This is a genomic window from Butyrivibrio sp. AE3004, from assembly GCF_000703165.1.
Classification (GTDB): Bacteria; Bacillota; Clostridia; order Lachnospirales; family Lachnospiraceae; genus Butyrivibrio.
Map to the genome: position 1 here is coordinate 1,208,245 of NZ_JNLQ01000002.1, position 25,155 is coordinate 1,233,399.

Consider the following 25,155-nt stretch of genomic DNA (forward strand, 5'->3'; position numbering starts at 1 on the left):
AGTTTTCAATAAAAAATAAAAGCCTTCCCCTTGGGGGGAAGGTGTCAGCGAAGCTGACGGATGAGGGGTTAAGAAAGGATTTTTAATGAGTAAATTTGTAGATAACGGACCTATGCTGAATGCCTACCCGGACAGCTGCGGCGGTACACTCGGTGACATAGTAACAATGCTTGAAAAGGATGAGTTCAAGGATACATTCAGCTCTTTTTACATTCTTCCGAGTATATACAACACTGATCTTGACAGAGGCTTTTCGGTAATTGACTACGGCATTAACAGAGAACTTGGATCAAAAGAGGATCTTGACAGACTTCGCGCACTCGGAATTGACCTTAAACTTGATTTTATTTTGAACCATGCATCAGTTCTGTCACCTCAGTTTCAGGATCTTTTGAAAAACGGTGAAAAGTCAAAGTATGCAGACTTTTTCATCAACTGGAATAAGTTCTGGGAAGGCTGTGGGGAGATGACTCCCGAAGGCTATATCCAGCCTGACGAGAAATATATAAAGGATATGTTTTTCAGAAAGCCGGGACTTCCCACTCTCATGGTCCGCATGCCTGACGGAAAAGAGATTCCTTATTGGAATACTTTTTATCAGGAAGTTCAGTACAGAAGACCCGATGCGCAGGATATCATATCCGCAGTAGAGGATTTCAAGGAAAAGAACGGCACAGTTTCAAATACTGATGAACAGGGTGGCGGAAGAATGCAGTACATGACTGCAGAGAGAATTGCCAAGTGTGTCTGCGATGGCCTTGATGAGGGAAAGAAACCCGAAGAAATTGAATTTGGTAAATATGAAGAATATAAAGAGGCAGTGCTTGATTTTCTTGCAAACGGAAGAAAATATCTCGGCCAGATGGACCTTAACATAAAGTCGGAGCTTGTGTGGGACCATTATGAGAATACACTTAAGACTCTTTCCGGATATGGTGCTGCAATTGTAAGACTTGATGCTTTTGCCTATGCGCCTAAGGAACCCGGCAAGAAGAACTTCCTTAATGAACCCGATACATGGGATGTCCTTGAAAAGGTTAAGGCTATTGCCGATAAGAACAGCTTAAGACTCCTTCCTGAGATTCATGACAGCTATGGCGCAGGAATCTATGAGAAGGTTGCAGATAAAGGATACATGACCTATGACTTCTTCCTTCCGGGGCTTCTTATTTATGCAATGGAGAAGAAAAACGGTGAGGTACTTGCACGTTGGGCTAAGGAACTCATGGATAAGAATATCCGTGTTGTAAACATGCTCGGATGTCACGATGGTATACCGGTACTTGATCTTAAGGGATTCATTCCCGATGATGAGATTGAAAAGCTCATCGAGGTAGTAGTGGGACGCGGCGGACTTGTTAAGAACCTGCACGGACAGAAGAACATGTATTATCAGGTAAACTCTACTTATTACAGTGCACTTGGGGCAGAGGATAAAAAGATGCTCTTTGCGAGAGCAGTCCAGATGTTCATGCCCGGAAAACCTCAGGTATGGTATCTAGATCTGTTTGCAGGCGAAAATGATTATGAAGCGGTAAAGAGAGCAGGCGCAGGCGGACATAAAGAAATCAACCGCACTAACCTGACAAACGATGATATTGCTGGGATGATGAAGAAGCCTGTTGTGCAGAAGCAGCTTGAGCTTTTAAGACTTCGCAACACTAATCCTGCTTTTGGTTTTGATTCAAAGCTTACACTTGAGCAGGACGGCTCTGTACTTAAATTTATTTGGGAAAAAGATGGTAACAGAGTAGCCTTAAAGGCTGACTTTGCTACTTGTGAGTACGAGATAGAGCAGTAATTTTTTAGGGAACTATATTATTGATATAAAGATGTAAATATAGGCTTTTCTATCTGTAAAACAATGATAGAGAAGCCTATTTGTTTTTTTAAAGAAATATGTTTTACTTATGAGCTATTCTGTAGTATATTATCACTTGGTTAATTAGTAAATTCTAGTTATGGATATGAACGTTTAGTTATGTTCATATCCATAACCATGTAACGAGAATGGAGAAAAAACATGGTAAAAGCAGTAGTTGGAGCAAACTGGGGAGACGAGGGAAAAGGTAAGATCACTGACATGATGGCCGATCAGGCTGATGTGGTTGTACGTTTTCAGGGAGGCGCGAACGCAGGCCATACCATTGTTAACCAATATGGAAAGTTTGCGTTGCATACACTTCCTTCAGGAGTTTTTCATCAGAACATTACCAACATTATCGGTAACGGTGTCGCACTTAATATTCCTGTTCTTATCGGAGAACTTAAGACTGTAACAGATCAGAATGTTCCGACACCCAATCTTCTTATTTCAGATCGTTGTCAGATTGTAATGCCTTATCACATTCTGTTCGATCAGTACGAAGAGGAGAGACTTGGTGGAAAATCCTTTGGTTCTACTAAATCAGGTATTGCACCATTCTATTCAGATAAATATGCAAAAATCGGTTTCCAGGTAAATGAGCTTTTTGATGAAGAGCTTCTTAAAGAAAAGGTAGAAAGAGTTCTTGTTACCAAGAACATTCTTTTAAAAGAGCTTTATCACAAGCCGGAAATCAGCCCCGCAGAGCTTCTTGATACACTTCACGAGTGGAGAGACATGGTTAAGCCTTATGTTGCGGATACAGCACTTTTCCTTGAGAAAGCAATTAAGGATAACAAGACAATTCTTCTTGAGGGACAGCTTGGAACTATGAAGGATCCTGACCACGGTATTTATCCTATGGTTACATCTTCTTCAACACTTGCAGCATACGGTGCTATCGGAGCAGGTATTGCACCTTATGAGATCAAACAGATCGTTGTAGTTAACAAGGCTTATTCATCAGCTGTAGGAGCAGGCGCTTTCACTTCCGAGATTTTCGGCGATGAGGCAGACGAACTCAGAAGACGTGGCGGCGACGGCGGTGAGTACGGTGCAACAACAGGACGTCCCCGTCGTATGGGCTGGTATGACTGTGTTGCAAGTAAATACGGTTGCAGACTTCAGGGTGCAACAGATGTTGCTTTCACAGTTCTTGATGTACTTGGATATCTTGACGAGATTCCTGTATGTGTCGGATATGAGATCGACGGCGAAGTTACCAAGGACTTCCCTGTGACACACCTTCTTGAGAAGGCTAAGCCTGTTTATGAGACTCTTCCCGGATGGAAGACTGACATTCGCGGAATTAAGAATTATGAAGATCTTCCTGAGAACTGCCGTAAGTATATCGAGTTCATTGAGAAGGAAATCGGATATCCGATTACAATGGTTTCAAACGGACCTGCAAGAGAAGATATCATTTACAGAAAGAGCAATCTGTAATTTGTGTTTAACGGCAGATTTATCCGACATTTGATATTGAATGATCGCTGAAGCTGTTACAAAAAAATATCAGACTACTGAGCGGGATTATGGCTTGTGCATGATCCCGTTTCATATTTGAGCTTGTTGGCAATTATATTAAAGGGAAAAAGATGACAAACGAAAACAATACCAATAATAATGAAAATACAAAAACACCGATGTTTAAACGTGTACTTGCTATTCTGGGCATAGTACTGCTTCTTGGAGTGTATGTAGTGTTCTTTATACAGGCTCTCTTTGGCCAGACAGGCCCGGGAAGTGCTTTTGCCGCATGTGCAGCATCAACTATAGCCATTCCGATAATTTTATGGCTTATTCTTTGGGTTTACACCGCACTTACAGGCAAAACAACAGTAGCATCTGCTGATCCCTATGGAAGAAATGTGGTAGATACAGATAAGGGAGATAATAAGTAATGAGTATTAAAACAGTTATCTTTGATATCGGAGGTGTACTTGTTGATTTTTGCTGGGAAGACTTTTTGAGAAATAAAGGCTACAGCGAAGAGATGGTTCAGAGAATGGGAGATGCCAGCGTTAGAACTTCCGAATGGGATGAATTTGACAGGGGAGTTTTGGATACGGAAGGTATCATTGACGGATTTGTGAAAAACGATCCTTCTATAGAAAATGAACTTAGAAGTGCTTTTTCAGATCTTACAGGCCTCTTAAACAAAAGAGAACGCACGATACCCTGGATAAAAGCATTAAAGAAAGCGGGTTATAAAGTCCTTGTGCTTTCCAATTTTTCTAAACAGGCACTTGAAACCAATCCTTTTATGAATGAATTCCTGGATGAAGTTGACGGTGGAATCTTAAGTTATAAGGATAAAGTGATAAAGCCTGACGATGCAATCTTTAACCTTATATTGGAGAGATATGGACTTGTTGCAAATGAGTGTGTATTTATAGATGATATCGAAAGAAATGTCAATGCCGCTAGAAAGCTTGGGTTTTATGGGATTGTATTCAAGAATTATGATCAGGTGGATGCTGAACTTTCTGAACTGGGTGTAGAAGCAGCTTTTTGAGTTATGATCTGATTTTAAAATCTTTTGAAAAAAACATTGACACATATAAATAATAGTGTTATTTTATTACAGTATGAAAACAAAGCAGAGGTTCCACTCTCACCCTGTGGCATAAGCTCCAGGTGTTAATACAGTTTCGATGCATATCCTGAATAGATGGATTTTTCTGTATAGATACAGAGCATAGATGATTGTTAAGTGGATTCTCTTGCGAATCCACTTTTTTATCGTTAATTTTTGTTCACAAAATGGAGGTACAAAACAATTAGCAACAACGATTTATTCATCAATGAACAGATCAGAGACAAAGAGGTTCGTGTAATTGGGGCCGATAATGAGCAGCTTGGTGTTATGTCTATACAGGAAGCAAGAAGACTTGCTGACGAAGCAGGTGTTGATCTGGTTAAGATTGCTCCTAACGCAAAGCCGCCGGTATGTCGTATCGTAGACTATGGTAAGTTCAAGTATGAGCAGCTTCGTAAGGAGAAGGAAGCTCGTAAAAAACAGAAGACTGTTGAAATCAAAGAAATTCGTTTGTCTCCAAATATAGATACAAATGATCTTAACACTAAGGTTAATTCCGCTAAGAAGTTCCTTGAAAAAGGTAACAGAGTTAAGGTAACCCTTAGATTCAGAGGTCGTGAGATGGCTCACATGGGTGCCAGCGTACACATTCTTACAGATTTTGCAGAGGCACTTAGTGATGTGGCTGTAATTGATAAACAGCCTAAGGTTGAGGGACGTAGTATGACTATGTTTCTTACTGAGAAGAAATAATTAGTTTGTTTCTCTTCGGATAATAATGGAAGAGTTACATATATAGTAATTGTTCAAACAACTTTCAGATGGATGATTACACTGCTTTATTAGCAGAGCATTTAGTATTTACAGCATAGGAGGATATAGTTATGCAGCACAAGATGAAAACAAACAGATCTGCTGCCAAGCGTTTCAAGGTAACAGGCACAGGTAAGCTGATCCGTAACAAGGCGTATAAGCGTCACATTCTTACAAAGAAGTCTACAAAGAGAAAGAGAAATCTTAGACAGGCAGCAGTAGTTGATGCTACTAATGTTAAGACAATGAAGAAGATTCTGCCTTACGTTTAATCTTAAGAGCAGTACCAGTTATTCGAAATTTATTTAGGAGGAAACCGAAATGGCAAGAATTAAAGGTGGCATGAACGCCAAGAAAAAGCATAAAAGAGTTTTAAAGCTCGCTAAGGGCTATAGAGGCGCTAGATCAAAACAGTACAGAGTTGCTAAGCAGTCAGTTATGAGAGCACTTACATCAGCATTTGCTGGACGTAAGCAGAAGAAGAGAGATATGAGATCTCTTTGGATCACACGTATCAACGCAGCAGCTCGTCTTAACGGTATGTCATATTCAAACCTTATGCATGGCCTTAAGCTTGCAGAGGTTGAGATCAACCGCAAGATGCTTGCAGAGATGGCTGTAAATGATCCTGAAGGATTCAAGACTCTTACAGAAATCGCTAAGCAGAAGATCGCGTAAGATATTTGAATACTGAGCAGAAGATGCTGAGCAAATTGAAAAAAATATTCTTAATACTTCCTACTCATCAGGTACGGTGTACCGCCTTCCCGCAAGGGGAAGGGGAATGAGATGGAAGTATTTTTTTTGTAATTACGAAAATCTTTTTTGAAAGTTTAATTATCTGCGTATAAACTTTATAAAGCACTCTTAATTCTTGATTAAAAAAATGTGTAAGTACTTGTAATAAAGTACATTTGTAGCTAAAGTACAAAGTAGAGGGAGAAGGGGCTTTTTCTTCATGGGTACAGGCATCTATTCACCCACACAATCACAAAAACAATTTGAATTGAAATTTATTTTTAAAAAATGATAAAAACTGTTGATTTTTATAATCAAATGTTTTATCATAAAACTAGAATTAGATGTGAAATATAATTACAAATATGATCAAGAGGTTGAACCTTTACGGTTGACTTTTTGAGATTACTTTAATACGGTTATAATTCAGGGCAAAGCTATCGCAAGGTAGTGACGCAAAGCTATAGGGTCTGTCAAGTGGCAGATAGCCAGCTGCCTGTGCTTACGTATGGTAAGTGCAGATTATTTGTGATGATTTGCCTTGTTTGAAACAGTTTCAAACAGGGCTTTTATTATGGTTTTTCACCATACTAAAAGCCTGATGTAGAGGGATCTTTAGTATGGATAAGAAAAACAAAGGTTTCGAGAAAGGGCAGGAATACTTAAAGAGGCATTCTTTCCTTAGACGATGGATATCGGTAATGCTGGTTATTGCGTTACTCATTACGACAGGAACGTTATATGCTATGAATAAGGCGGCATCCGCAGTGACCGAAGAAGGTGCTGAGGAAGTTGGAATGGTATTAAGTGGTGATGCTTCCGGTGATGGTGAAGATAGCTCGGATTTTGCAAGTTATGGATTGAATGCAGATAATTCCGAAGAAACTGCGGAAGAAGGTTCTTCCGAAAACGATACCTCTGAAGATGGCCTGGATTATGTTGAACCATCAGAATCTGAGGATACTACGGAAGAAACAACAGAAGAAACTAATACTGAGGAAGTAACGGAAGAAGCCAATTCTGAAGCTGAAGATACAGATAACGGCAGCGAAAACAATTCTGATGAATCTTCGGAAAATCAGGATGCTGAGAATACATCTGAATCTGAAAACAGTTCTGAAAATGGTTCTCAGAATGAAAGCGAAGCTATGGATGAAACTAATGGCGAGGGCACTATAGCGGACGGTACTTCCAAAACTGACGATGAGGAAGACACAGAGGACGAAGATAAGGCTGATAAAACAGGAAAAGAAGTAAAGGCGAAGAAAGAGAAAACTTCAGGTCTTGGAACAAATTTAAATATACAGGATGTAGTACTTACCGTATCTTATGTTAATGAGGATGGTGAGCTTATTGTTGACGGAGATGGTCAGCCACTTGCTGAGCAGAAGAAGATCAGCCTTGAGGATAGCATCAATCTTTCTGCCGAAAACTCAGAAGTAAAGGAGATAGAGGGATATACCTTTAAGGCAGCAAAACTCGAAGGCGAAATAATTACAAAAATTGAAGTAAAGACTGAAGATGCTTCAAATATCTCATCAAATGGCAGTGATGAAGCAACTGAAAACTCAGATTCTGAAATCTCAGAGGAATCAGAGCAAAATAATACCGACTCAGATACAACCGAAACTGAAAGTACTGAAACAGAAAGTACTGAATCAGATAGTACAGAAACAGCTTCATCATATAAATATTATGTAGTAACGCTTGAAGATGGAAATACCCTTGATATAAAAGAAGATAAAAACATCGATTTTGTTTACTCAGGAGAAGGTGAAACAAAAACAAAAACTGTTATTGTAAGTGACGTTAAGATAACTGCGCATTATCAGTATATTGACGGAACTGAGATTGTTCCAAGTAAAGAAGTATCTACTACGGATACTCTTGATCTTACAAGTTCAGAAAACGTGGAAAAGCTTGAAAATTGCTTTTTCAGTAAAGTTCAATATGAAGATAAAAAGATAGTTGCCATTAAGGCGGTAGAAAAAGAAATAACAGAAGATAAGGTAAAAGAGGCAATTGAGAAGGGAAATACAAAAGACTCTGATGCCAAAGAAACATCTGATGAAAATGTAACAGATGAGACTAAAGAAGAGAAAGCACAGGAATCACAGGAAACAGATGAAGCTGCAAGTGACAGTGATTCATCTAATGAGAACGATACTCAGAAGAGTGGACGTACTGTCAACGTTACCGAAGGCGATGACGGAAGCATAAAAATTGAAGAGGGCAGCGACAATACTTATGCTGCATACGAACTTATCACAGCAGATGGTGAAACTATTGAGCTTACTGAGGATGCGGACCTTCAGTACATTTATCATAGAGCTAATAAAGAAACATCCTTTACCTTAGCCGGAGAGAAATTTACTGTTATAGCTGTACTTTCCAAGCCTGAATGTCTTCCTGAGGGAATCATGCTTAAGGTTTCTGAGGTTACTGCAAAGACTGAAGGATACAACTATGATGCATATCTTCAGGCAATGAATGAAAATGCTGAAAGTATTGCAGAGGCCAATGGTGGTGAAGCTCAGACCTATGACGAGAATAATACAATGCTTTACGACATTGCATTTGTTCTTGATGGTGTGGAGTACCAGCCTGCTGAAGGTACTGTATCTATCTCCTTTAAAATGAATGAAAAACAGATTTCAGAGGACTTTGGTGTTCAGAATTCTGAGGACGTTACAGTAATTCATATGCCTGTATCTGATGAAATCAGACAGAGTGTTGATTCTACAAGCGAAGCAACACAGATCAGTTCCTCGGACATAACTGTTGATGTCATGAAGGAGAGTAACGTTGAACTTGGAAATGATGCAGACAAGATAGAATTTGACACAGAGTCCTTCTGCATATTTGCTTTTACTGCACCGACCACCAATTCATGGGTTGGAAAAGGCTTAAATGAAAACAATAACCCTGCCTGGATCGTTGATCAGCTCGGAGACGCGGCATATTTCGGAATTGTTGCCGACAGCTTTAATGGCGGAGGAAATATTGATTACGAGTCAAATTTAGCGGTTAATAATCTCTATGATATTGCCAACTATACACTGTATAACTACAAAAATGAGATAAATTATTCGGACCGTGAGTTGTATAAAGTTAAGATCATTAAAAAATCCAATAAAGCGGGTACATTTAATGTAGGACTTTTTAGTGATGACAGCGAAGAATCACAGCCAACACATGTAATTCCTATAGAAACAAAAAGTGATGGCCAGGGCTCATATATTGGTGAGTTTTCACTGGACAAAATTGCTAACGGAAGACTTCATGAGTATGTATATGAGGTTTATGAAGTCTATGACGCCCAGGGCAATAAAAAATGGAAGAAAGTAAAAGACGGTGAGGAATTCCAACAGGGTGAGGAACTCTATACAGTTTCTTATGCTGAGACAAGCTTTGGAAGTAATGAAAAGGGTAATGATCTTCTGTCTATACTCGGAAGTAACTTTGTGACAGGCTGGGGAGCTGATGTTTCTGATAGTGAACTTGCTTTAAAGCTTGAAGAAAATTGCTCTGTTTATTTGAAAAATGGTGGCAATGGATATATAAAGGCAACCAGACATGGGAGTAAGATTGACAGAAAAGAAATAGCAGGATCCTTCCCTATAAACGTATCGAGTATGCTGAATGATGTAGCAGCACTTTCTTCTCAGCTTGCGGAAGTTATCTGTACGGATGATATAGAGGTTGCAAATATTAAGTCAACCACCGGAGATTATTTTCAGGATTTTAAAATGGCATCGGGGAGCTCGGCGGATCAGAATGATGCTATTAAAACAGCTCTTAATGTCGAAGGTTCTAAGCTTCTTGTAATAAATCTTGATCTTACAAATTACAGAGAATACAAGCTTGGAGACCGCGGTTTCTTTATCAACGGTAAGACAACCGACCAGTTTGATTGGAATGAGCTTTGCAGCAGAGTAATTATCAATCCGGTGCAGAAAAACGGTGACAGATATGAACCTTATACCGGTACATTGGAAATTACCAATGGAATAGGAACACTTATTGCTCCTAAGGCAACTGTTAAAGAAAGAATGCATTACGGTGCAATCATTGCAAAGAACCTGTATCACACAACCGGTGAAATTCATAAGATGACACTTCTTAGATACAAGAGCTTTGAAATGAATGTTACTATCACCAATACTGCATCTAACGATGATAATACACTTGTTATAAATGCTGAGAAATATGTGAATGATGCACCTGCAACCGCTGATCTTGAAGGCAGATTTAAATTTACATTACAGCTTCTTGATCCCCAGAAGATAAGAGGCTGGATAACTCTGACTGATCAGATCACAAACACCAAAAAAGCAGATGATCAGGATCATGCATCTGAGATTTCTTACACAATACATCCCGGACTTATCGGTATGCAATATGGTGGAGTCATTGATAAGAATGACAATGCTAATCAGCTTGAACACACTTATTTCTTCAGACTTACCGAGAATGATATATCCGGTGAAGGATTTGAAAAAGATAAGACCGGAATTCTTATCAAAATAAAGTATTATAATGAACCTGAAATTTTGTATTACAGAGTAACTCAGGCTGAGCTTGATCTTATGTCTAACTATCCAAGGACAAATGAGTATAATGATCAGCACAGGATAAGCAGTAACGGCACTGATAAGCTTCATAACACGGTTGCATTTTTCAACGTATCAGGGGAAACAGTTGATCTTGAAGTGACTAAGGCATGGGTGCTTAACGGAAGAAATGCTGATGTAATACCTTCAAAGGATAGTAACGAAGAGGGCAAGAAGGTTGCATTTACACTTTATGCTGATGGCGTGCCGGTTGATGCTGCAAAATATCCTGTTACTGTAACGGAGGGAGTAGCTACAGATGTTGCAAATGCGCATACAGCCTGGCTATACAAGTGGACAAAGCTTCCAAGATATGACAGCAGCCACAATGAGATCAGGTACACTGTGGCAGAGACGTCAATTCCTACCGGATTTTCAAGTAGTGCTGCAGATACCAAACGAGCTGAAATCAAATATGTAAATGAGAACTACGTAAATGAAGAAACCGGCTCAACACGCAGAGGAACAGCAACGGTTATAAATACCGCCAATTCCCTTAGACTTACTTTATATAAGTACGAGGACAATAAACTTGCTACCAATAAGTACAAGTTCATGTTTAGGCTTACAGGCGAAACCGTCGGCAATAATTGGTATACAGCGGGTTCAACACAGGATATAACACTCTATAATGAGTCTGATGGAACAATTGTTTACGATATAGATCCGGCACTTTGGAATATGCAGGTAGGTCATAACTATTATTTCCGAATTCATGAGCCTGAAAACAATACCAAAACAGAATTCAACTATACAGATAAAGGTATTGTCATAGCCAGAGTGGCGTATAACTCAGACAGTGATATTAAGGTGAACTATTACCGCATCGATGAGTCCGAAAAGAGTGATAAGGTACCTGAATGGAATTACAATAAGAGTATTTCTAAATACATAATAGAAGATTACGGAAAAATAGCTGAATTTTACACGGAGATTTTTACAGACAAGTACGAGGTTACTGATAAGAAAGCGGCTTTCTACAACAGCTCAACAGGAAAAATTACAATCAGCGTTGTTAAATACTGGGATGAACTTGTAGGACAGGCAAAAAATGAAAAGATGGTTGCTGACAGTATCTTTGATGTAAAGGTGAAACTTCTTAAATCCAAAGACGGAGCATCATGGGATATTGCCGGTGAAGAGACAATAAAAGCTCCGCGAATCTATCAGACAACATCGGGTAGTGACTTTAGTGTCGAAGACATGGGTGATTACGAAGAAAAGTGGACATACCAGTCAAAGCCCAAAGAATTTAAAAATCTGAGTGCAAATTACAAATATAAGGTGCAGGAGTGGTACGGTGACACGATGCTCGGTGAGGCTGAGATTACAACCGGTACTACAGAACAAAAGGTTACCCTAAACGGAGCAACTGTTAACGGATTTAAGCTTGAGGATGTAACAAGCAAAGCTGATGACAAGGGAAATGTAAACGTTAAGCTTCACAATACACCTTATATACAGCTGAGAAAGTATTGGAAAGCAAGCGGAAGCCTTATATCAAACGAAGAAGCAAACCAGCTTGGATTTGGACCTGTCTATGTAAAGCTTTACAGAAATTACCGTGCCAACAAGACCTATGTTCAGGTTGGAGCCGATCTTTTGACAAAGGGTGACAGAGACCTGGTGAATCCGAACAACGGAGTTATTACTCTTGATGCTGCTCATGACTGGTCTGCTGAATTTGCTCTCGACAGGAAACAGGATAATGCGCCCGGACAGGCACATGTATATCAATATGTATATATGATGGTTGAGTGTGACAAGGATGGAAATGATCTTCCTGAGAGTGCGTCAATAACATATGGAAGCATAAATACCGGAAACGTTTCAAGAACAACAGCTGATGTTGACTGGAACAGAGGCTTCAAGGATAAGACAAAGAGCGAGCTGACCAAATGGGATGATGCATGGGTTTCCGGAAATAATTATCCTGTATGCATTTTGACGGTTACAAATAATCGGGATACTTATGTGCTTCCTAATTCCGGTTCAATCGGAACAACGCCGTTTGCATTGGGAGGCCTTGGACTAATAGGTATTGCGCTTATTTATGCAGTATTTGGATATATGTGGAAACACAGACAAGTACATGATGAATATGACAAATGAAATATTAAATGAATCATTGATTTTGCTTGGTAAAAGTTTTATGATATAGGCACATTTTTGCAAAAATGTGGCCTATACATAAAATATATAGGCTGCTTTTTTACGATTATTTTTTCAGAGGAACCGTTATGGCACAGAAAGAATTAAGAAAGCTAAATAGAAAAGAGCTGCTCCAAATGCTTGTAGAGTTTTCAGAGGAAACTGAAACTGTCAGAATTCATGAGAAGGAGTTAAGAGAACAGTTCGATAAAGAACGTGAGCAGCTTTTACAGCAGATGGCTGATGAAAGAGCAGATCTGCTTGCAAAATTTGATGATGAAAAGGCTGAAATGCGTAGTAAGTTTGCAGAGCAGAAGGAGGAACTTCAGGCAAGATTTACCAGAGAAAAAGCTGCATATATCAAACAGGCGGCTCTTGAGAGAGCAGAGCTCTTAAACAGCTTCAATGAAGAAAAAGCCGAGATGCGAAAGAAATTCAATGAGCAGAAGGCGAAAGCAGAGGCACATTTTCAGAAAGATATTATTGGTCTTCGTGCAAGACATGACAGAGAATTTAAAGGTTTTCAGGCGAGGCTTGACAGAGAGAGAAAGGCCCTTTTAGAGGAAACAGAGAAGAAGCTTCAGCAGATTGAGAAAGCCGGAACGCTTGCGGAAGCGGTGCTTTCAATCAATGGCATTTTTGAAGTTGCTCAAAATGCAGCAACTCAATATGAAGAGACTTTAAAAAAGGTTGAAGCCCTTAAGCAGGCTGAGGCTGACAGAGGCTTTAAACCTGAAGAGAAAGGAGAGGCCGAAGAACTTAAAAGAATTAAGCAGTTATTTGGTATTGGTAAAAAAACAAAATCGGCTTTTAAGGATCAGGAGACCGAAATTCCTGAAAAACATGAGATTCCCGATGTTATTTGGAAAGATGAGGAGAATGATCTGTCTGAAAGCGCCGAAATAGCGCAGAACGATACTGCCAATACTGATGCTGCATGGGTGATGGAGGAAAAAACTACAGGTCAGACAACAGAGCCTGTTGCTTCTGAAGATACCGGAGCGGATGATGTTGCAGTAATTCTGGATGAAAAAGAAACTGTAAAGAAAAGAACAAGAAAAACTACAAACAGAAAAACAGCTGCAAAAAAAGCAGTAGAAGATGAATCAGATGCTGATTCTGACACAGACGAGGTAAAGAAAACAACAAGAAAAAGAGTCAGAAAAGTGACAAAAGAATCTGAAAAGGAAACTAAGGTAGTAGATTTAAGTTTACAAGCATAAACTATATCTTGTGTCAAGTACGAATTATGCAACAAATTGTGCATGTTTCGTGAACCTTAAGTACAACCTGTCGATTATAATATGAAAGCTACTCGCAGTAGATTTTATTCTTAGCTTTAATTTACATGTGAAAGGGCGAAAAAATAAGGGGTGTTATGAATACGGAAGAAAAGAATATTCCATTCATGGATGAAACTCCAGAAGAACAATTAAATAAGCCTTCGCTAGAAGAATTAAGAGCGGAACTGAAGCGTGAGTACAGAAAGCATGATTACAAGAGAACGCTCAGGAATACCATAGTGGTCATCATAGTTGTAGCAGCATTTTCGGTACTGGTTTCAAGCTTTTTTATCACAGTGCTTAAGGTTACGGGCGATAGCATGACACCTACACTTGAGACAGGGCAGATAGTTATAGCCAATAACTATGCAGAGCTTAAGACCGGAGAACTAATTGCTTTCTACTATAACAACAGGGTTCTGGTTAAAAGAGTCGTGGGCTCTCCCGGAGATTGGATCAATATCGACGAGAGTGGAAAGGTATCAGTTAATGGCGTAGCCCTTGACGAACCGTACGTTTCCGATTTGAGTCAGTATGCTGATGCAGTCGGTGAGGGAGATAAAATCACATTCCCGTATCAGGTGCCTGACAAGAGGTACTTTGTACTGGGAGACCACAGATCGGTATCAATTGACAGCAGATCATTAACAGTTGGGTGCGTGTCTGCGGAGCAATTGATCGGTGGTGTTTTTTTCAGACTTTACCCTTTTAAAGATTTTGGGGGGATCAAGAGTAAAGTCAGTACCGGTGAGGAGATAATGGACGAGCCGGACTTGCAGTAATTTGGGCGGAGAACAGGTTATTAAGGGAAGAAAGATAATGAGGAAATTGGAAAACAATCGCATTGAGGGATTTGTAAAAAAGCACATTTTCTTAAAGAAATGGGTATCGGTGATGCTTGTCATTGCAATTCTTGTAACAACAGGCACAATGTATGCGCTTAATAAATCAGCATCAGCCGTATCCGAAGAAACAGCGGAAGATGTGGGAATGGTAATTTCATCTGAAGAAAGTGAGAATACGGAAGTAGAAACTGCTTCAGCTGAAAATGATACAAATCAGACCGTAGAAGAAGTAAATACAGAGGGAACTGAAGCTTCGGAAAACAATGCGAATGATTCTGCTTCTACAGAAAGCACAACAGCTGAGAGTCAGGGCACAGAGACAACAGGAACTGAGCAGAATACAGAAGAAACAGCAAATAACTCTGAAAACGGCGAAACTGAAAAAATAGAAGAAAATAATACCTCCGCTGAAGAGAATGCTGCTTCAACAGAAGAAAGCACAAACGCTTCCGAAGAAAGTGCCACAACAGAAGAAGGCAATGCTTCATCTGAGGAAGGTTCTTCTACAGAAGAGAACAAGTCAGATGTGAACGGTACAGAGAAAACAGAAGAGAGCGTTGAAACAATCAAGCTTGCGGATAGCGCTGAAACAGTTCTTACAGAAAACGTTGTTCTTAAGGTTGCTTATGTAGATGAAGAGAATAATGCGATTGCGGAAGAAAAGGAAATCAGTCTTTCAGAAAGCCTTGATTTTGCAACCGAAGCTCCTAAGCAGGAAGGTTACGAATTCAAGCAGGCTGCAATCGACGGCAATGTTATCACCAAAATCTTCGCTAAGCAGGATGATAACGGATTTAAGTATTACGAAGTAAATAAAGAAGATGACACAACAGTAGTTGTTAAAGAAAATAAAACAGTTGTCCTTACATATGCACGTGATGTGGTAGTTGAAGGCGGTATAAAGCTTACAGCTAAATATGTAGATAAAGATGGGACAGTAATAAAAGATGCTCAGGACCTTTGCTTTACAGCTGAGACAGAGCTTGCAACAGATGCACAGCTGACTGTAGATGGTTATTTCTATCTTGGAGCTGCTTATATCGACCAGAAGATTACAAAAATTACTCCTATATTTACCGAGAATAGTGAAGCAGCTGCCGATGGTGAAAATAAAGTAACCGTTAAGGAGTATAAGCTTTTCAATGGCGATAACGAGGCAGCAACTGTTGAGGAAGATACTGAAATTGTTCTTACATATGCAAAGGCAACTTCTGAGACAAGCTTCGAGTATAGCGATGAGAAGGTAGTTGTAAAGGCTCAGACAGCTTCAGATAGAGTATTCCCTGAAGGAATTGAACTCAAGGTTACTGAAGTGACAACCGATACTCAGAATTACAATTACGATGCATACATGAATGCCCTCAATGAAAATGCAGAATGTATTGCAAAGGATGCCGGACTTGAGGAGACAACACAGTACAACGAGTACAATACAGTCCTTTATGATATTGCTTTTATATATGAAGGAAAAGAAATTCAGCCTAAGGAAGGCTCTGTAAATATCAGCATTGAGTTCAAGGACAATAAGCTTTCCGAGGAGCTTTTAGCAGAGAAAAAGGAAGACATCACAGTAGTACATCTTCCTATAAAAGAAGAAGTAAAGAAGACAGCTGAAATCGAGAACACCGAGGATGCTACAGAAATAAAGGCAGAGGATGTTGAGGTTAAGACATTAACTGAGGCAACTGCTGAAGTAGATAATGGTGAGGATAATAACGAGAAGGTTGAATTCACAGAAGATAATTTCTCAATTTTTGCTGTTATATCTTATCAGAAGCATGATCCCGGAACAGACGACTTCAAGTCAGTTCTTGGTGATGCGGTTAATTTTGGAATAATTGCAAATGAACTCACAATTGGTGAGTCAGAGACAAATTTTGCAGTTAAAAATGCACATGTTACCTTACAGTCAGGTAATGATATGACAAATCCTGCTGAGCAGACATACATGGCAGGAAGCATAGACGGAGAATTTCATATTAAAGGTTACGATGCATATTTTATTATTCCGGAAAATAATGCAAATAAAGTTAAGCATACAGCCGGAGCATCTCACCTGAAGATTGATACATCATATAGTTATACTGATATAGGAAACACTATTGATGATATGTTCACTTATATCAGAGCGGCCTCAAAGGATCTTACAGCGCCCGGAAAAGGACAGATAGTTTGGCCGTTCCAAAGTAGTGATGATAGATTCCATTGGAAGATTTATCTGTTAGACAGACCTGCAGGTACGTATTATGTAAATATTAATGATGATTATCTCGGTAAGATATTTAGAGAAGCGGCGGCTCTCCAGATATTTAAGAGGGATGATCAGACATTAGTATTTAATATCAATTCTTCAAAAGCAGTGAATATGCATAAGTTCGCGGTATCAAGAGATGGAGCGAATTTTGTAGATTCAGATACTTTAGCAGGTAAAAAGGGTGGCGAAAACTACAGTAGTATTTCCAGAAGCATTATTTGGAACTTTACTAATGCCACGGAAGTTCATAGTTCAACAGGTGTTGTAGGTGTGTTTATTGCCGGAAAAGATAATGCAACATTTTATAATGACACTACTTCAGCCGGTTGGATAGCATTTCCTAATGTAGTTATTGGTGCGGGAGAGTTTCATAACACATATGATGAAGTGCAGCAGATTAGTGGTACTGCTCAGTTCCAGGCATATAAGACAATAGATGGTAAGGATGCTACTGTATCAGGGTTCAGATTTACATTATCTAAGCAGGAAGAATCCGGAAGCTGGACTGATATACAGACTGTTTCAAATGATGTGTCTGCACCGCATGATGTAATATTCAACGGAATTACTTATGGTGGCAATGCAACTTATTCCGGAAATAAGAATTATCAGTATGTTTCATTAGGAGTTGGAGATAGCAAGGATTTCATTTACGTAATTAAAGAATCCATGGGAACAACTGATAGCGAGGGTAATTCTTATACAGCTGATTCAAGATATTATTTTGCAAAAGTTACTGTTACATGTGTAAAACAGAATGACTTTACTGCTTCTGTATATTACAAGGTAAGTGCTCCTTCCTATTATTATGATTATGGATGTACACAGCCTATAAATGAGCAGCTTCCTACCTTTGATAATAAAACAACAGCAGGAAGTGCCGGAATCAAGTTATTCAAGTATCTGAATAATGAGGATCCGGGAGAGCACAAATACACATTTACAGTTAGAGCTCTTAAAAAGCGTAATAATGGTAATAATACAGAGTATTATCTGGATACACTTACGAATAATCTGACTAACGTTGGTAAGGATATCAGTTACTCATTTAATTATGATGGCAATTATGTAGTGATTGATTCAGGAAATAATAAGCGTCTGTATTTAGTTATTACAGAAAATGCTATAACCAATGATACAAAAGATTCTTTAACTGTTGAGAAAGATGAAAACTATATTATAGCCAGAGTGGATCTGAATGCTGATGGTAATTCTGTAAATAATGTTTATTATTTCAGATATGATAAAGAGGATTCTACAGAAGCAGGCTATATTAAGAAAATTGAATCAGGCAATGGTAATGATGTATTTAATGGTATAGTTTCTGACAAGACCAAGACTGCTGATAACAAGATTGCAGATGCATCGGATGTTGCTTTTTACAATAAAGGACAAGGCTTGCTCAGAATCCACAAGATGGTGGTAAATGACTTTGGCTCAAAATTTGTAAGAGACAATACCGGCACAGCTTTGCTTGATACGGTTACATTCCGCATAACGAATAATTCTTCCAAGAATTATATAGTATTCCACGGATTTACCGGTGATTGCAGAACTGAGAAGAATTGGGCTACAGAATATGATTCAAATCATAAAGAAATCAAAAAATATGATGTAACTTATAACGGAAGTGCCCAGTGGACAATATCTGGACTTGATGCAGGAACCTATACTGTTGACGAGGTTGCGGACGGATATACATTTGGTTACGATGCGGCTTCAAATACTAGCTCAGCTATAGAGTCCACTAATATGTCACGTGTAACTAAATATGATGTTACTGTTGATGATGAAGAGTCTGGAGAGTGGCATTTTAAAGCAGGTGGAAACAACTACAGAAAAGTTTACTCGATAGATATTCCTAATCACTATGATTTACCTCCGGATAATGTAGTTGTTGGTGGAAAAGTTCAGACAGTTCAGGTATGTAACTATTACAGCATACCGATCGGACCGTTGCAGGTAACAAAGAACTTCACCAGAGGTGAATGGAAGCCTGATATGGCATTTACCTTCAAAATTGAACCAGCAGGTTATTCAGCTTATACATCTGAAGGAGCCGGAATTTCATTGAATTCCCAGCCAATGCCTCAGAAATATGGTTCAACCCAGATTGCTGATACTGTGACATTGACCGGTGCAAATGCTACTTATGATGAAAAGACCGGAAAATATACTGCTATAGCATCGTTTGAGTCAATACCATTCAGATATGAAGGCACATATTACTACAAGATAACTGAGTTGGATAAAGACGGTAATCCGTATACAACCGCAATTGACGGAGTGCAATATGACGATACAGAAATCTATGTAAAGGTTGTTGTTTCCAAGAAAAAGACAACCTTCACGAAGGATTACAAGTATAAGAATATGACACATCCTGATCCGAATAAATATTCAAAGAAATATTCCGGATATGGCGAGAATGAAGTATACACACAGAAGGATGAGGATTTCTATTATCTTGGTGCAGATGTAACTTATGCAAGTGATATAGATTTCAAAAACGTATTGGCAGAGTGCGAGTTACATTTAGGTACTAATCCGGATACGGTTAATTACACGAATAATGAGTTTATAGCTACTTATACTGAAAAAGATGGTGTATTAAAGGTTGCATTTAATAACACACTGCTTGGTAAGCTCACAGTATCAAAGAAATGGCTTGATACTGCGGAAAAAGATGATTCAGAGAATCACTCAGTACAATTGGATTTACACCTCTGGCAGAGAACTAAGTCAAAGGCAGACGGCACTTATAGTGAGTGGAAAACATATCCCTCTGCTGAAAAGCCAATGATAATACCGCTGACCAAGACAAATAATTGGAGCTATACGGTTGATGAGCTTCCGCTGTCTGATGAAGACGGAAATGAATATGAATATTGTGTATGGGAGCCAAGTGAAACAGCTAAATCATATTTTGTTTCATATTCATATAATGGCGGAGAAGCACATAAGTGTGAATTTGACAATACAACAACAGTAGATGGGGAAGAGGTATATAATCCCGGATATTCAATGAAAGCTAATGGTAGAGACTATGGAAATGTAGTTATTACAAACCAGGCATTTAATGCATATGCACTTCCTTCTACCGGTGGAGTAGGAACTATGCCGATCATTCTTCTTGGAGCATGCATGGCAATTGGTTCAATGATAGCTATGTACTTATTTAGGAGAAAAGAGGAAGAGTAATCTTTCCGCAGATAAGAATTCTGCAAATCAAAGGCTTAAGATGCCATAGGCATTTTAACAAAGGTGCTCATTTGCACCTCATATATGGAAAAAAGTAACAAAAAACGTCAAAAACAGACAAGATTCAAAACAAAGGAGAGAGGATTAATGAAAGGATTTAAGAAAGTATTAACCGGAATTCTTGCAGCAACCATGATTATGGGTGCTAGCCTGAATGTTTCTGCTGCAGCAGGTAAGATTTCTGTAAATCATGCAGAAGAAGGAACAAAGTATAATTTTTACAGAGTATTTGATTTAAAGGGAACAGGCGATAATGGCAGTGGTGAATATACAAGTGTTTCCTACACAATAAATAAAGACTGGACAGCATTTTTTAATGGTGATGGTAAGGCATATATTGTTGATAAAAATACTGAAGACGGTAAGCTTAATCCCATAAATGTTGATGGCGTTACTAAGTACATTAACATCACAGAAGCAAATGTTGTTGAGTTCACAAATACAGCAACAAAATATGCAACAGTAAGCGATAAGACTGTAGAAGCATCCTTTACAGCTGATGCAACTGATGCAGCTAATGGAACAGACGTTGAGGTTAATGAGCTTGGATACTATATCATGGTTCCCGAGAATGTTGCTGATCAGAATACATTTAGTAGCGGTTCTATTGCTTCAATTACTTCAACTGCTCCTAATGCAATAGTAAACGTAAAGGCTTCAAAGCCTCAGATTGAAAAGACAGATGATGTAATTTCAGCTGAAATTGGACAGACAGTAACTTATACTCTTACAGGTAAGGTTCCTAATACTGCTTCATATGAAGACTATAAGTATATTCTCTCTGATAGAATGGATGAAGGTCTTACTTTTAATAAAGAATCTGTTAAGGTTTATATCGATAACGCTGAGATTGCCGATGCTGCTATAGCTACAACTGATGAAAACAATAAGGATTTAAATGGTTTTGATGCTGATATTCCTGTAATGAAGTATCAGGCAAAGATTGGTACTGAAATTAAAATAACATATACTGCTACAGTAAACGAGAAAGCAGTAGAGAAGCCTCAGCAGAAGAATAAGGTTACACTTAAGTATGGTCGTAATCCTTTTGAAACAACTGAGTCTAAAGAAGAAGAGTTATATTCTTCCAATGTTGTTATTTCAAAGCAGAATAATAGTGGTGTAAAACTTGAGAATGCAAAATTTGCACTTGTAAAGAAGGCTGAAAATGCTGGCGAAACAAATAAGTTCTATTTCTACAATGATACAACAAAGAAGGTTGAGTGGGTTGATGTTGCTGATGTGACTATAGCAGATGAGACAACATCGGTTACAGATGAAATGGCAAAGAAGATTGCTGATGCCACAACAATTACAAAAGTATCGACTGATAAGAATGGTGCAGCAACATTTAAGGGACTTAAGGATGGCACATACTATCTTGTTGAGTTTGAAGCACCTACAGGATATAACAGACTTGCTAACCCTCAGAAGGTTTCTGTAGTAGGAAAAGATGCAGATGCGAAGACTCCTGAATTAGAAAATGTAGCTCAGGCAGGTCAGACAGAATTTGATTCACAGTATGTTGGCGAAGAGAAAGTAATAAATGAATCAGGTGTTACACTTCCTTCAACCGGTGGTATCGGTACAACAATCTTCTACATCATCGGTGGACTTCTTATCGTAGCTGCTGTAGTATTTTTCGTAGTACGCAGAAGAGGCGATGCTGAATAATTTACAATAAGCAACACTTTTACCTTAATTGGTAGAGGGAAACATAAAAATAATTACTAGAATATTGAATCTTGTTTCTGTAGACATGATATAGAAACATTCTGTGGCGCCCGGGCAGACTCATCTGCCTGCCCGGGGCTGCGGTTAAATGTTTTTAGTAAGTTTTTTTGAAGAATTTTAATTATTTAATCATGGACGGAATGTAATGGCGAAGAGTAAGGGATTTGCAAAGCAATTACCAAACCTCATATTTGCAGTAATTTTTATTGTTGGACTTGGGATTTTTTTGTATCCGTCAGTAAGTAATTACATAAATTCCAAGAACCAGAGTAGAGCAGTATCGAATTACGAAGAAGCCATGTCTTCTTTTACTGAAGAAGATTACACAAAGCTGTGGAACACGGCAAAAGAATATAATGAGAAACTTGTTTCCAGAGGTATGAATTTTAACCTCTCGGATGAGGAACTAAACGAGTATCACTCGGTACTTGATCCCACCGGAACCGGAGTAATGGGACATATAGAGATTGAGAAGATTGGTGTTGATTTGCCAATCTACCACGATGTAACAGAATCTGTTTTACAGGTCGGCATCGGACACATACCGGGATCATCGCTTCCGACAGGAACTACCGGGACACATGCGATTTTATCCGGACACAGAGGACTGCCGTCCGCCAAGCTTTTTTCAGAGCTTGATCAGATGATAGAGGGAGATACATTTCTACTGCATATAATGAATCAGACCTTTGCATATCAGGTTGATAATATCTCAATTGTTCTTCCTGAAGAGACGCAGAGCCTGACAATTTATCCTGACAAAGAATATGTCACGCTGGTAACGTGTACACCTTATGGTGTTAACACTCACAGAATGCTCGTAAGGGGCAGGCGTGTTGATTATAATGAAGAATCGAGACTTATAGTTCCGGCAGATGCCAGTAAGATTAACAATCTGATGGTTGCACCATTTATAGCCGGACCGATAATATTTATCTTGTTTATTTGGTTTTTGATCAGTACATCAGACCGTTTTAGAAAGAAGAAAGTAACAAAAGAGGATTTACTTCGTCATTGAGGTGCTTATGAAGATGTTTAAAAAGCTGAAAAAATTGATAATGGGAGCTGCTGCTGTCAGTATGTCGGCACTTCTGATGTTTCCGGGTGCTGCCGTGAGAGCAGAGTCGAATGATAATAACGGACTTGGGTTCATTGATATGAACAAGGATGCTACTCTTTCCGTATATTATTATTTTGATGGCCATGGCGATATCCCCGAATATGGTAAGATGGAGGGCGTTAATACCAGGGTATACAAATTGGCTTCCATTTCTGAGAAGGGTGAATTCACAGTTCTTTCTCCATACGATACACTTGGACTTGATATCAAGGATATGTATTCCATAGCTGATCAGGATAAGTGGAATAATATTATTGCAGAGGCCAGCAAATGCATTGCGGCTAATAACATTCAGCCCAGCTATACAGGAACATCCGATTCAGAAGGCTTTACAAAACTTGGTAAAGTTGAAAAAGGATTGTACTATGGTGTTAGTGATCCTGTAAAAAAGGAAGGTATTCAGTATAAATACTGGGATTTCCTTTCAGTAGTTCCCGGACCAAACAATCTTACTGAAAATATTGGCAACAGTGCTTGGGACGGTACCTGGAAAAATGCACAGTATGATGTAATCGCAGTTCCGAAACGTGAAGCATCAAGAATTGAAGATGATCCTGAACAGTTTGTAGTACATAAACAGTGGATTGATGATGGTAAAGACAGACCGGAATCAATTACAATAAATATTTACTGTGATGGTTCTTTATATGAAAGCATTGCACTCTCAAATGGAAATAACTGGCAGTATTCATGGGAATATGAAAAAGGTCATAACTTTATTGTAGAAGAGGATCTTAGCTCAGATAAATATACAGCAACAGTTTCTAGAACTGACAACTCATTTACGGTTGTAAATACAAAAAAACCTGAGCAGCCAGAGCAGCCTAAAAAACCTGAAAAGCCGGAAAAACCCCAGAAGCATGATAATCCGAAGACACCTGACAAGACGGATAACCCTCCGGAAGAACCCGATAATTCGGTAGAGCCTGATGAGAATCCCGGTGTACTTGGAGCAATAAGAGATTTTATCGGTGAACTTCCTGAAGTTCTCGGTGCGAGAAGACTTCCCCAGACAGGACAGCTTTGGTGGCCTGTGCCTATACTTGTAATTCTTGGAATTCTTCTTGTAATATTAGGCTTTAGAAGTGAGAAACACAGAAAATAAAAATTTAGTTTTACCGATTTAGACCGGTGTTCATATTGGGGAATTGGTTGGGGGCTTACTGATAGTTTATGTAGTCATACGAAATGAAAGTGGGCTTTATATGAAAATTATTACTAAAGGTCGGATTATGATTTTGATCGGCTTCCTCTGTTTTGGAATTGCAGCTAACATAGTTGTACATAACCAGGAAGAGGATCTTGCAGCCGGTGTAAGCGCAGCAGGACTTCTCGAAGGAGTTGAGGCTCAGATAACCAATGCGCCGTTTGAAATGAATCCGACAGGAGAGATGAAATCCGTAGATGTAAATGGACAGTCTTTTATAGGAATAATAACCATTCCTGCAATTGACATAAGACTTCCCATTCAGACAGAATGGTCATCTGTAAATGCAAAAACATCACCCTGCAGATATAAGGGCTCTGTTTATGAGAATAACCTCATTGTGGCAGGACACAATTATCAGAGACACTTTGGTAATCTGAAAAATCTTGTTGCAGGAGATACAATAATTGTAACTGACGTTGACGGACGAGAGTACTATTATGAGGTAACTTATTTTGAAGAAATAGGGACCTATGACGTTGATGCCATGGATGAAGGGGATTGGGACTTCACCGTATTTACCTGTACGATAGGTGGTGCAAGCCGTGTAACCGTAAGATGTGATTTTGTTAAGGTTGAGGCTCCCGGTTCCGGAGAATCGGTTACAGAGGAAATTGAAAAGGCTGTATTCGAGAATTGATTTCCGGTTTTGAGCAGCTAACGATTGAAAAATTTAACTATATTGAATAATGTGTTAAAAGCGAATCCCCGACTTGTTTTTGAACAAGCC

At 38.9% G+C, this 25,155-nt stretch carries 15 protein-coding genes and 1 riboswitch; all 15 genes read left to right on the top strand.

Features of this window, described 5'->3' with window-relative positions:
* The first annotated feature begins 85 nt into the window (after nucleotides 1-85).
* The 15 genes from BV60_RS0108470 (at nucleotide 86) to BV60_RS0108540 (ending at nucleotide 25,065) form a co-directional block, all read left to right on the top strand.
* Complete coding sequence (locus tag BV60_RS0108470; protein ID WP_029320893.1) at nucleotides 86-1,801, top strand: alpha-amylase family glycosyl hydrolase; 1,716 nt, start codon at nucleotides 86-88, stop codon at nucleotides 1,799-1,801.
* Nucleotides 1,802-2,023: 222 nt separating this feature from the next.
* Nucleotides 2,024-3,310: an adenylosuccinate synthase gene (locus BV60_RS0108475; RefSeq protein WP_029320895.1), complete on the top strand. Its 1,287-nt coding sequence runs from the start codon at nucleotides 2,024-2,026 to the stop codon at nucleotides 3,308-3,310.
* Nucleotides 3,311-3,462: 152 nt separating this feature from the next.
* A complete protein-coding gene (locus BV60_RS21835; RefSeq protein WP_051656599.1) occupies nucleotides 3,463-3,768 on the top strand; it encodes a hypothetical protein in 306 nt (101 codons plus the stop codon).
* Entirely contained in the window at nucleotides 3,768-4,382 is a 615-nt protein-coding gene (locus BV60_RS0108485; protein WP_029320899.1) for an HAD family hydrolase, read from the top strand. The genes BV60_RS21835 and BV60_RS0108485 overlap by 1 nt, the downstream gene beginning before the upstream one ends.
* A 237-nt stretch (nucleotides 4,383-4,619) precedes the next feature.
* Nucleotides 4,620-5,159, top strand: a complete 540-nt coding sequence (gene infC, locus BV60_RS0108490) for a translation initiation factor IF-3 (protein WP_156036039.1) — start codon at nucleotides 4,620-4,622, stop codon at nucleotides 5,157-5,159.
* 131 nt (nucleotides 5,160-5,290) lie between these two features.
* Nucleotides 5,291-5,491, top strand: a complete 201-nt coding sequence (rpmI, locus tag BV60_RS0108495) for a 50S ribosomal protein L35 (RefSeq protein ID WP_022760514.1) — start codon at nucleotides 5,291-5,293, stop codon at nucleotides 5,489-5,491.
* Between the two features lie 49 nt (nucleotides 5,492-5,540).
* A complete protein-coding gene (gene rplT / locus BV60_RS0108500; protein ID WP_022760515.1) occupies nucleotides 5,541-5,897 on the top strand; it encodes a 50S ribosomal protein L20 in 357 nt (118 codons plus the stop codon).
* A gap of 480 nt (nucleotides 5,898-6,377) precedes the next feature.
* Nucleotides 6,378-6,457: riboswitch (cyclic di-GMP riboswitch) on the top strand.
* Between the two features lie 120 nt (nucleotides 6,458-6,577).
* A complete protein-coding gene (locus BV60_RS0108505) occupies nucleotides 6,578-12,682 on the top strand; it encodes a Cna B-type domain-containing protein (protein WP_029320902.1) in 6,105 nt (2,034 codons plus the stop codon).
* A gap of 128 nt (nucleotides 12,683-12,810) precedes the next feature.
* Nucleotides 12,811-13,944, top strand: a complete 1,134-nt coding sequence (locus BV60_RS0108510; protein WP_029320904.1) for a hypothetical protein — start codon at nucleotides 12,811-12,813, stop codon at nucleotides 13,942-13,944.
* Nucleotides 13,945-14,099: 155 nt separating this feature from the next.
* Entirely contained in the window at nucleotides 14,100-14,786 is a 687-nt protein-coding gene (gene lepB, locus BV60_RS0108515) for a signal peptidase I (RefSeq protein ID WP_242840962.1), read from the top strand.
* A 37-nt stretch (nucleotides 14,787-14,823) separates the two neighbouring features.
* Nucleotides 14,824-20,304, top strand: coding sequence for a Cna B-type domain-containing protein (locus tag BV60_RS0108520; RefSeq protein WP_156036041.1), 5,481 nt, complete (start codon nucleotides 14,824-14,826; stop codon nucleotides 20,302-20,304).
* Nucleotides 20,305-20,451: 147 nt separating this feature from the next.
* Nucleotides 20,452-22,038, top strand: a complete 1,587-nt coding sequence (locus BV60_RS0108525; RefSeq protein ID WP_029320912.1) for a SpaH/EbpB family LPXTG-anchored major pilin — start codon at nucleotides 20,452-20,454, stop codon at nucleotides 22,036-22,038.
* A 205-nt stretch (nucleotides 22,039-22,243) separates the two neighbouring features.
* Complete coding sequence (locus tag BV60_RS0108530) at nucleotides 22,244-23,116, top strand: class C sortase (RefSeq protein WP_029320914.1); 873 nt, start codon at nucleotides 22,244-22,246, stop codon at nucleotides 23,114-23,116.
* Between the two features lie 7 nt (nucleotides 23,117-23,123).
* Complete coding sequence (locus BV60_RS0108535; RefSeq protein ID WP_029320915.1) at nucleotides 23,124-24,323, top strand: Cna B-type domain-containing protein; 1,200 nt, start codon at nucleotides 23,124-23,126, stop codon at nucleotides 24,321-24,323.
* Between the two features lie 100 nt (nucleotides 24,324-24,423).
* Nucleotides 24,424-25,065 (top strand): sortase, encoded by a 642-nt coding sequence (locus tag BV60_RS0108540; protein WP_081846626.1) that lies wholly within the window; start codon nucleotides 24,424-24,426, stop codon nucleotides 25,063-25,065.
* Nucleotides 25,066-25,155: the final 90 nt, after the last annotated feature.

Coding starts and splice junctions, on each gene's coding strand:
- BV60_RS0108470 (WP_029320893.1), top strand. CDS start 86: ATGAGTAAATTTGTAGATAACGGACCTATGCTGAATGCCTACCCGGAC.
- BV60_RS0108475 (WP_029320895.1), top strand. CDS start 2,024: ATGGTAAAAGCAGTAGTTGGAGCAAACTGGGGAGACGAGGGAAAAGGT.
- BV60_RS21835 (WP_051656599.1), top strand. CDS start 3,463: ATGACAAACGAAAACAATACCAATAATAATGAAAATACAAAAACACCG.
- BV60_RS0108485 (WP_029320899.1), top strand. CDS start 3,768: ATGAGTATTAAAACAGTTATCTTTGATATCGGAGGTGTACTTGTTGAT.
- rpmI (WP_022760514.1), top strand. CDS start 5,291: ATGCAGCACAAGATGAAAACAAACAGATCTGCTGCCAAGCGTTTCAAG.
- rplT (WP_022760515.1), top strand. CDS start 5,541: ATGGCAAGAATTAAAGGTGGCATGAACGCCAAGAAAAAGCATAAAAGA.
- BV60_RS0108505 (WP_029320902.1), top strand. CDS start 6,578: ATGGATAAGAAAAACAAAGGTTTCGAGAAAGGGCAGGAATACTTAAAG.
- BV60_RS0108510 (WP_029320904.1), top strand. CDS start 12,811: ATGGCACAGAAAGAATTAAGAAAGCTAAATAGAAAAGAGCTGCTCCAA.
- lepB (WP_242840962.1), top strand. CDS start 14,100: ATGAATACGGAAGAAAAGAATATTCCATTCATGGATGAAACTCCAGAA.
- BV60_RS0108520 (WP_156036041.1), top strand. CDS start 14,824: ATGAGGAAATTGGAAAACAATCGCATTGAGGGATTTGTAAAAAAGCAC.
- BV60_RS0108525 (WP_029320912.1), top strand. CDS start 20,452: ATGAAAGGATTTAAGAAAGTATTAACCGGAATTCTTGCAGCAACCATG.
- BV60_RS0108530 (WP_029320914.1), top strand. CDS start 22,244: ATGGCGAAGAGTAAGGGATTTGCAAAGCAATTACCAAACCTCATATTT.
- BV60_RS0108535 (WP_029320915.1), top strand. CDS start 23,124: ATGAAGATGTTTAAAAAGCTGAAAAAATTGATAATGGGAGCTGCTGCT.
- BV60_RS0108540 (WP_081846626.1), top strand. CDS start 24,424: ATGAAAATTATTACTAAAGGTCGGATTATGATTTTGATCGGCTTCCTC.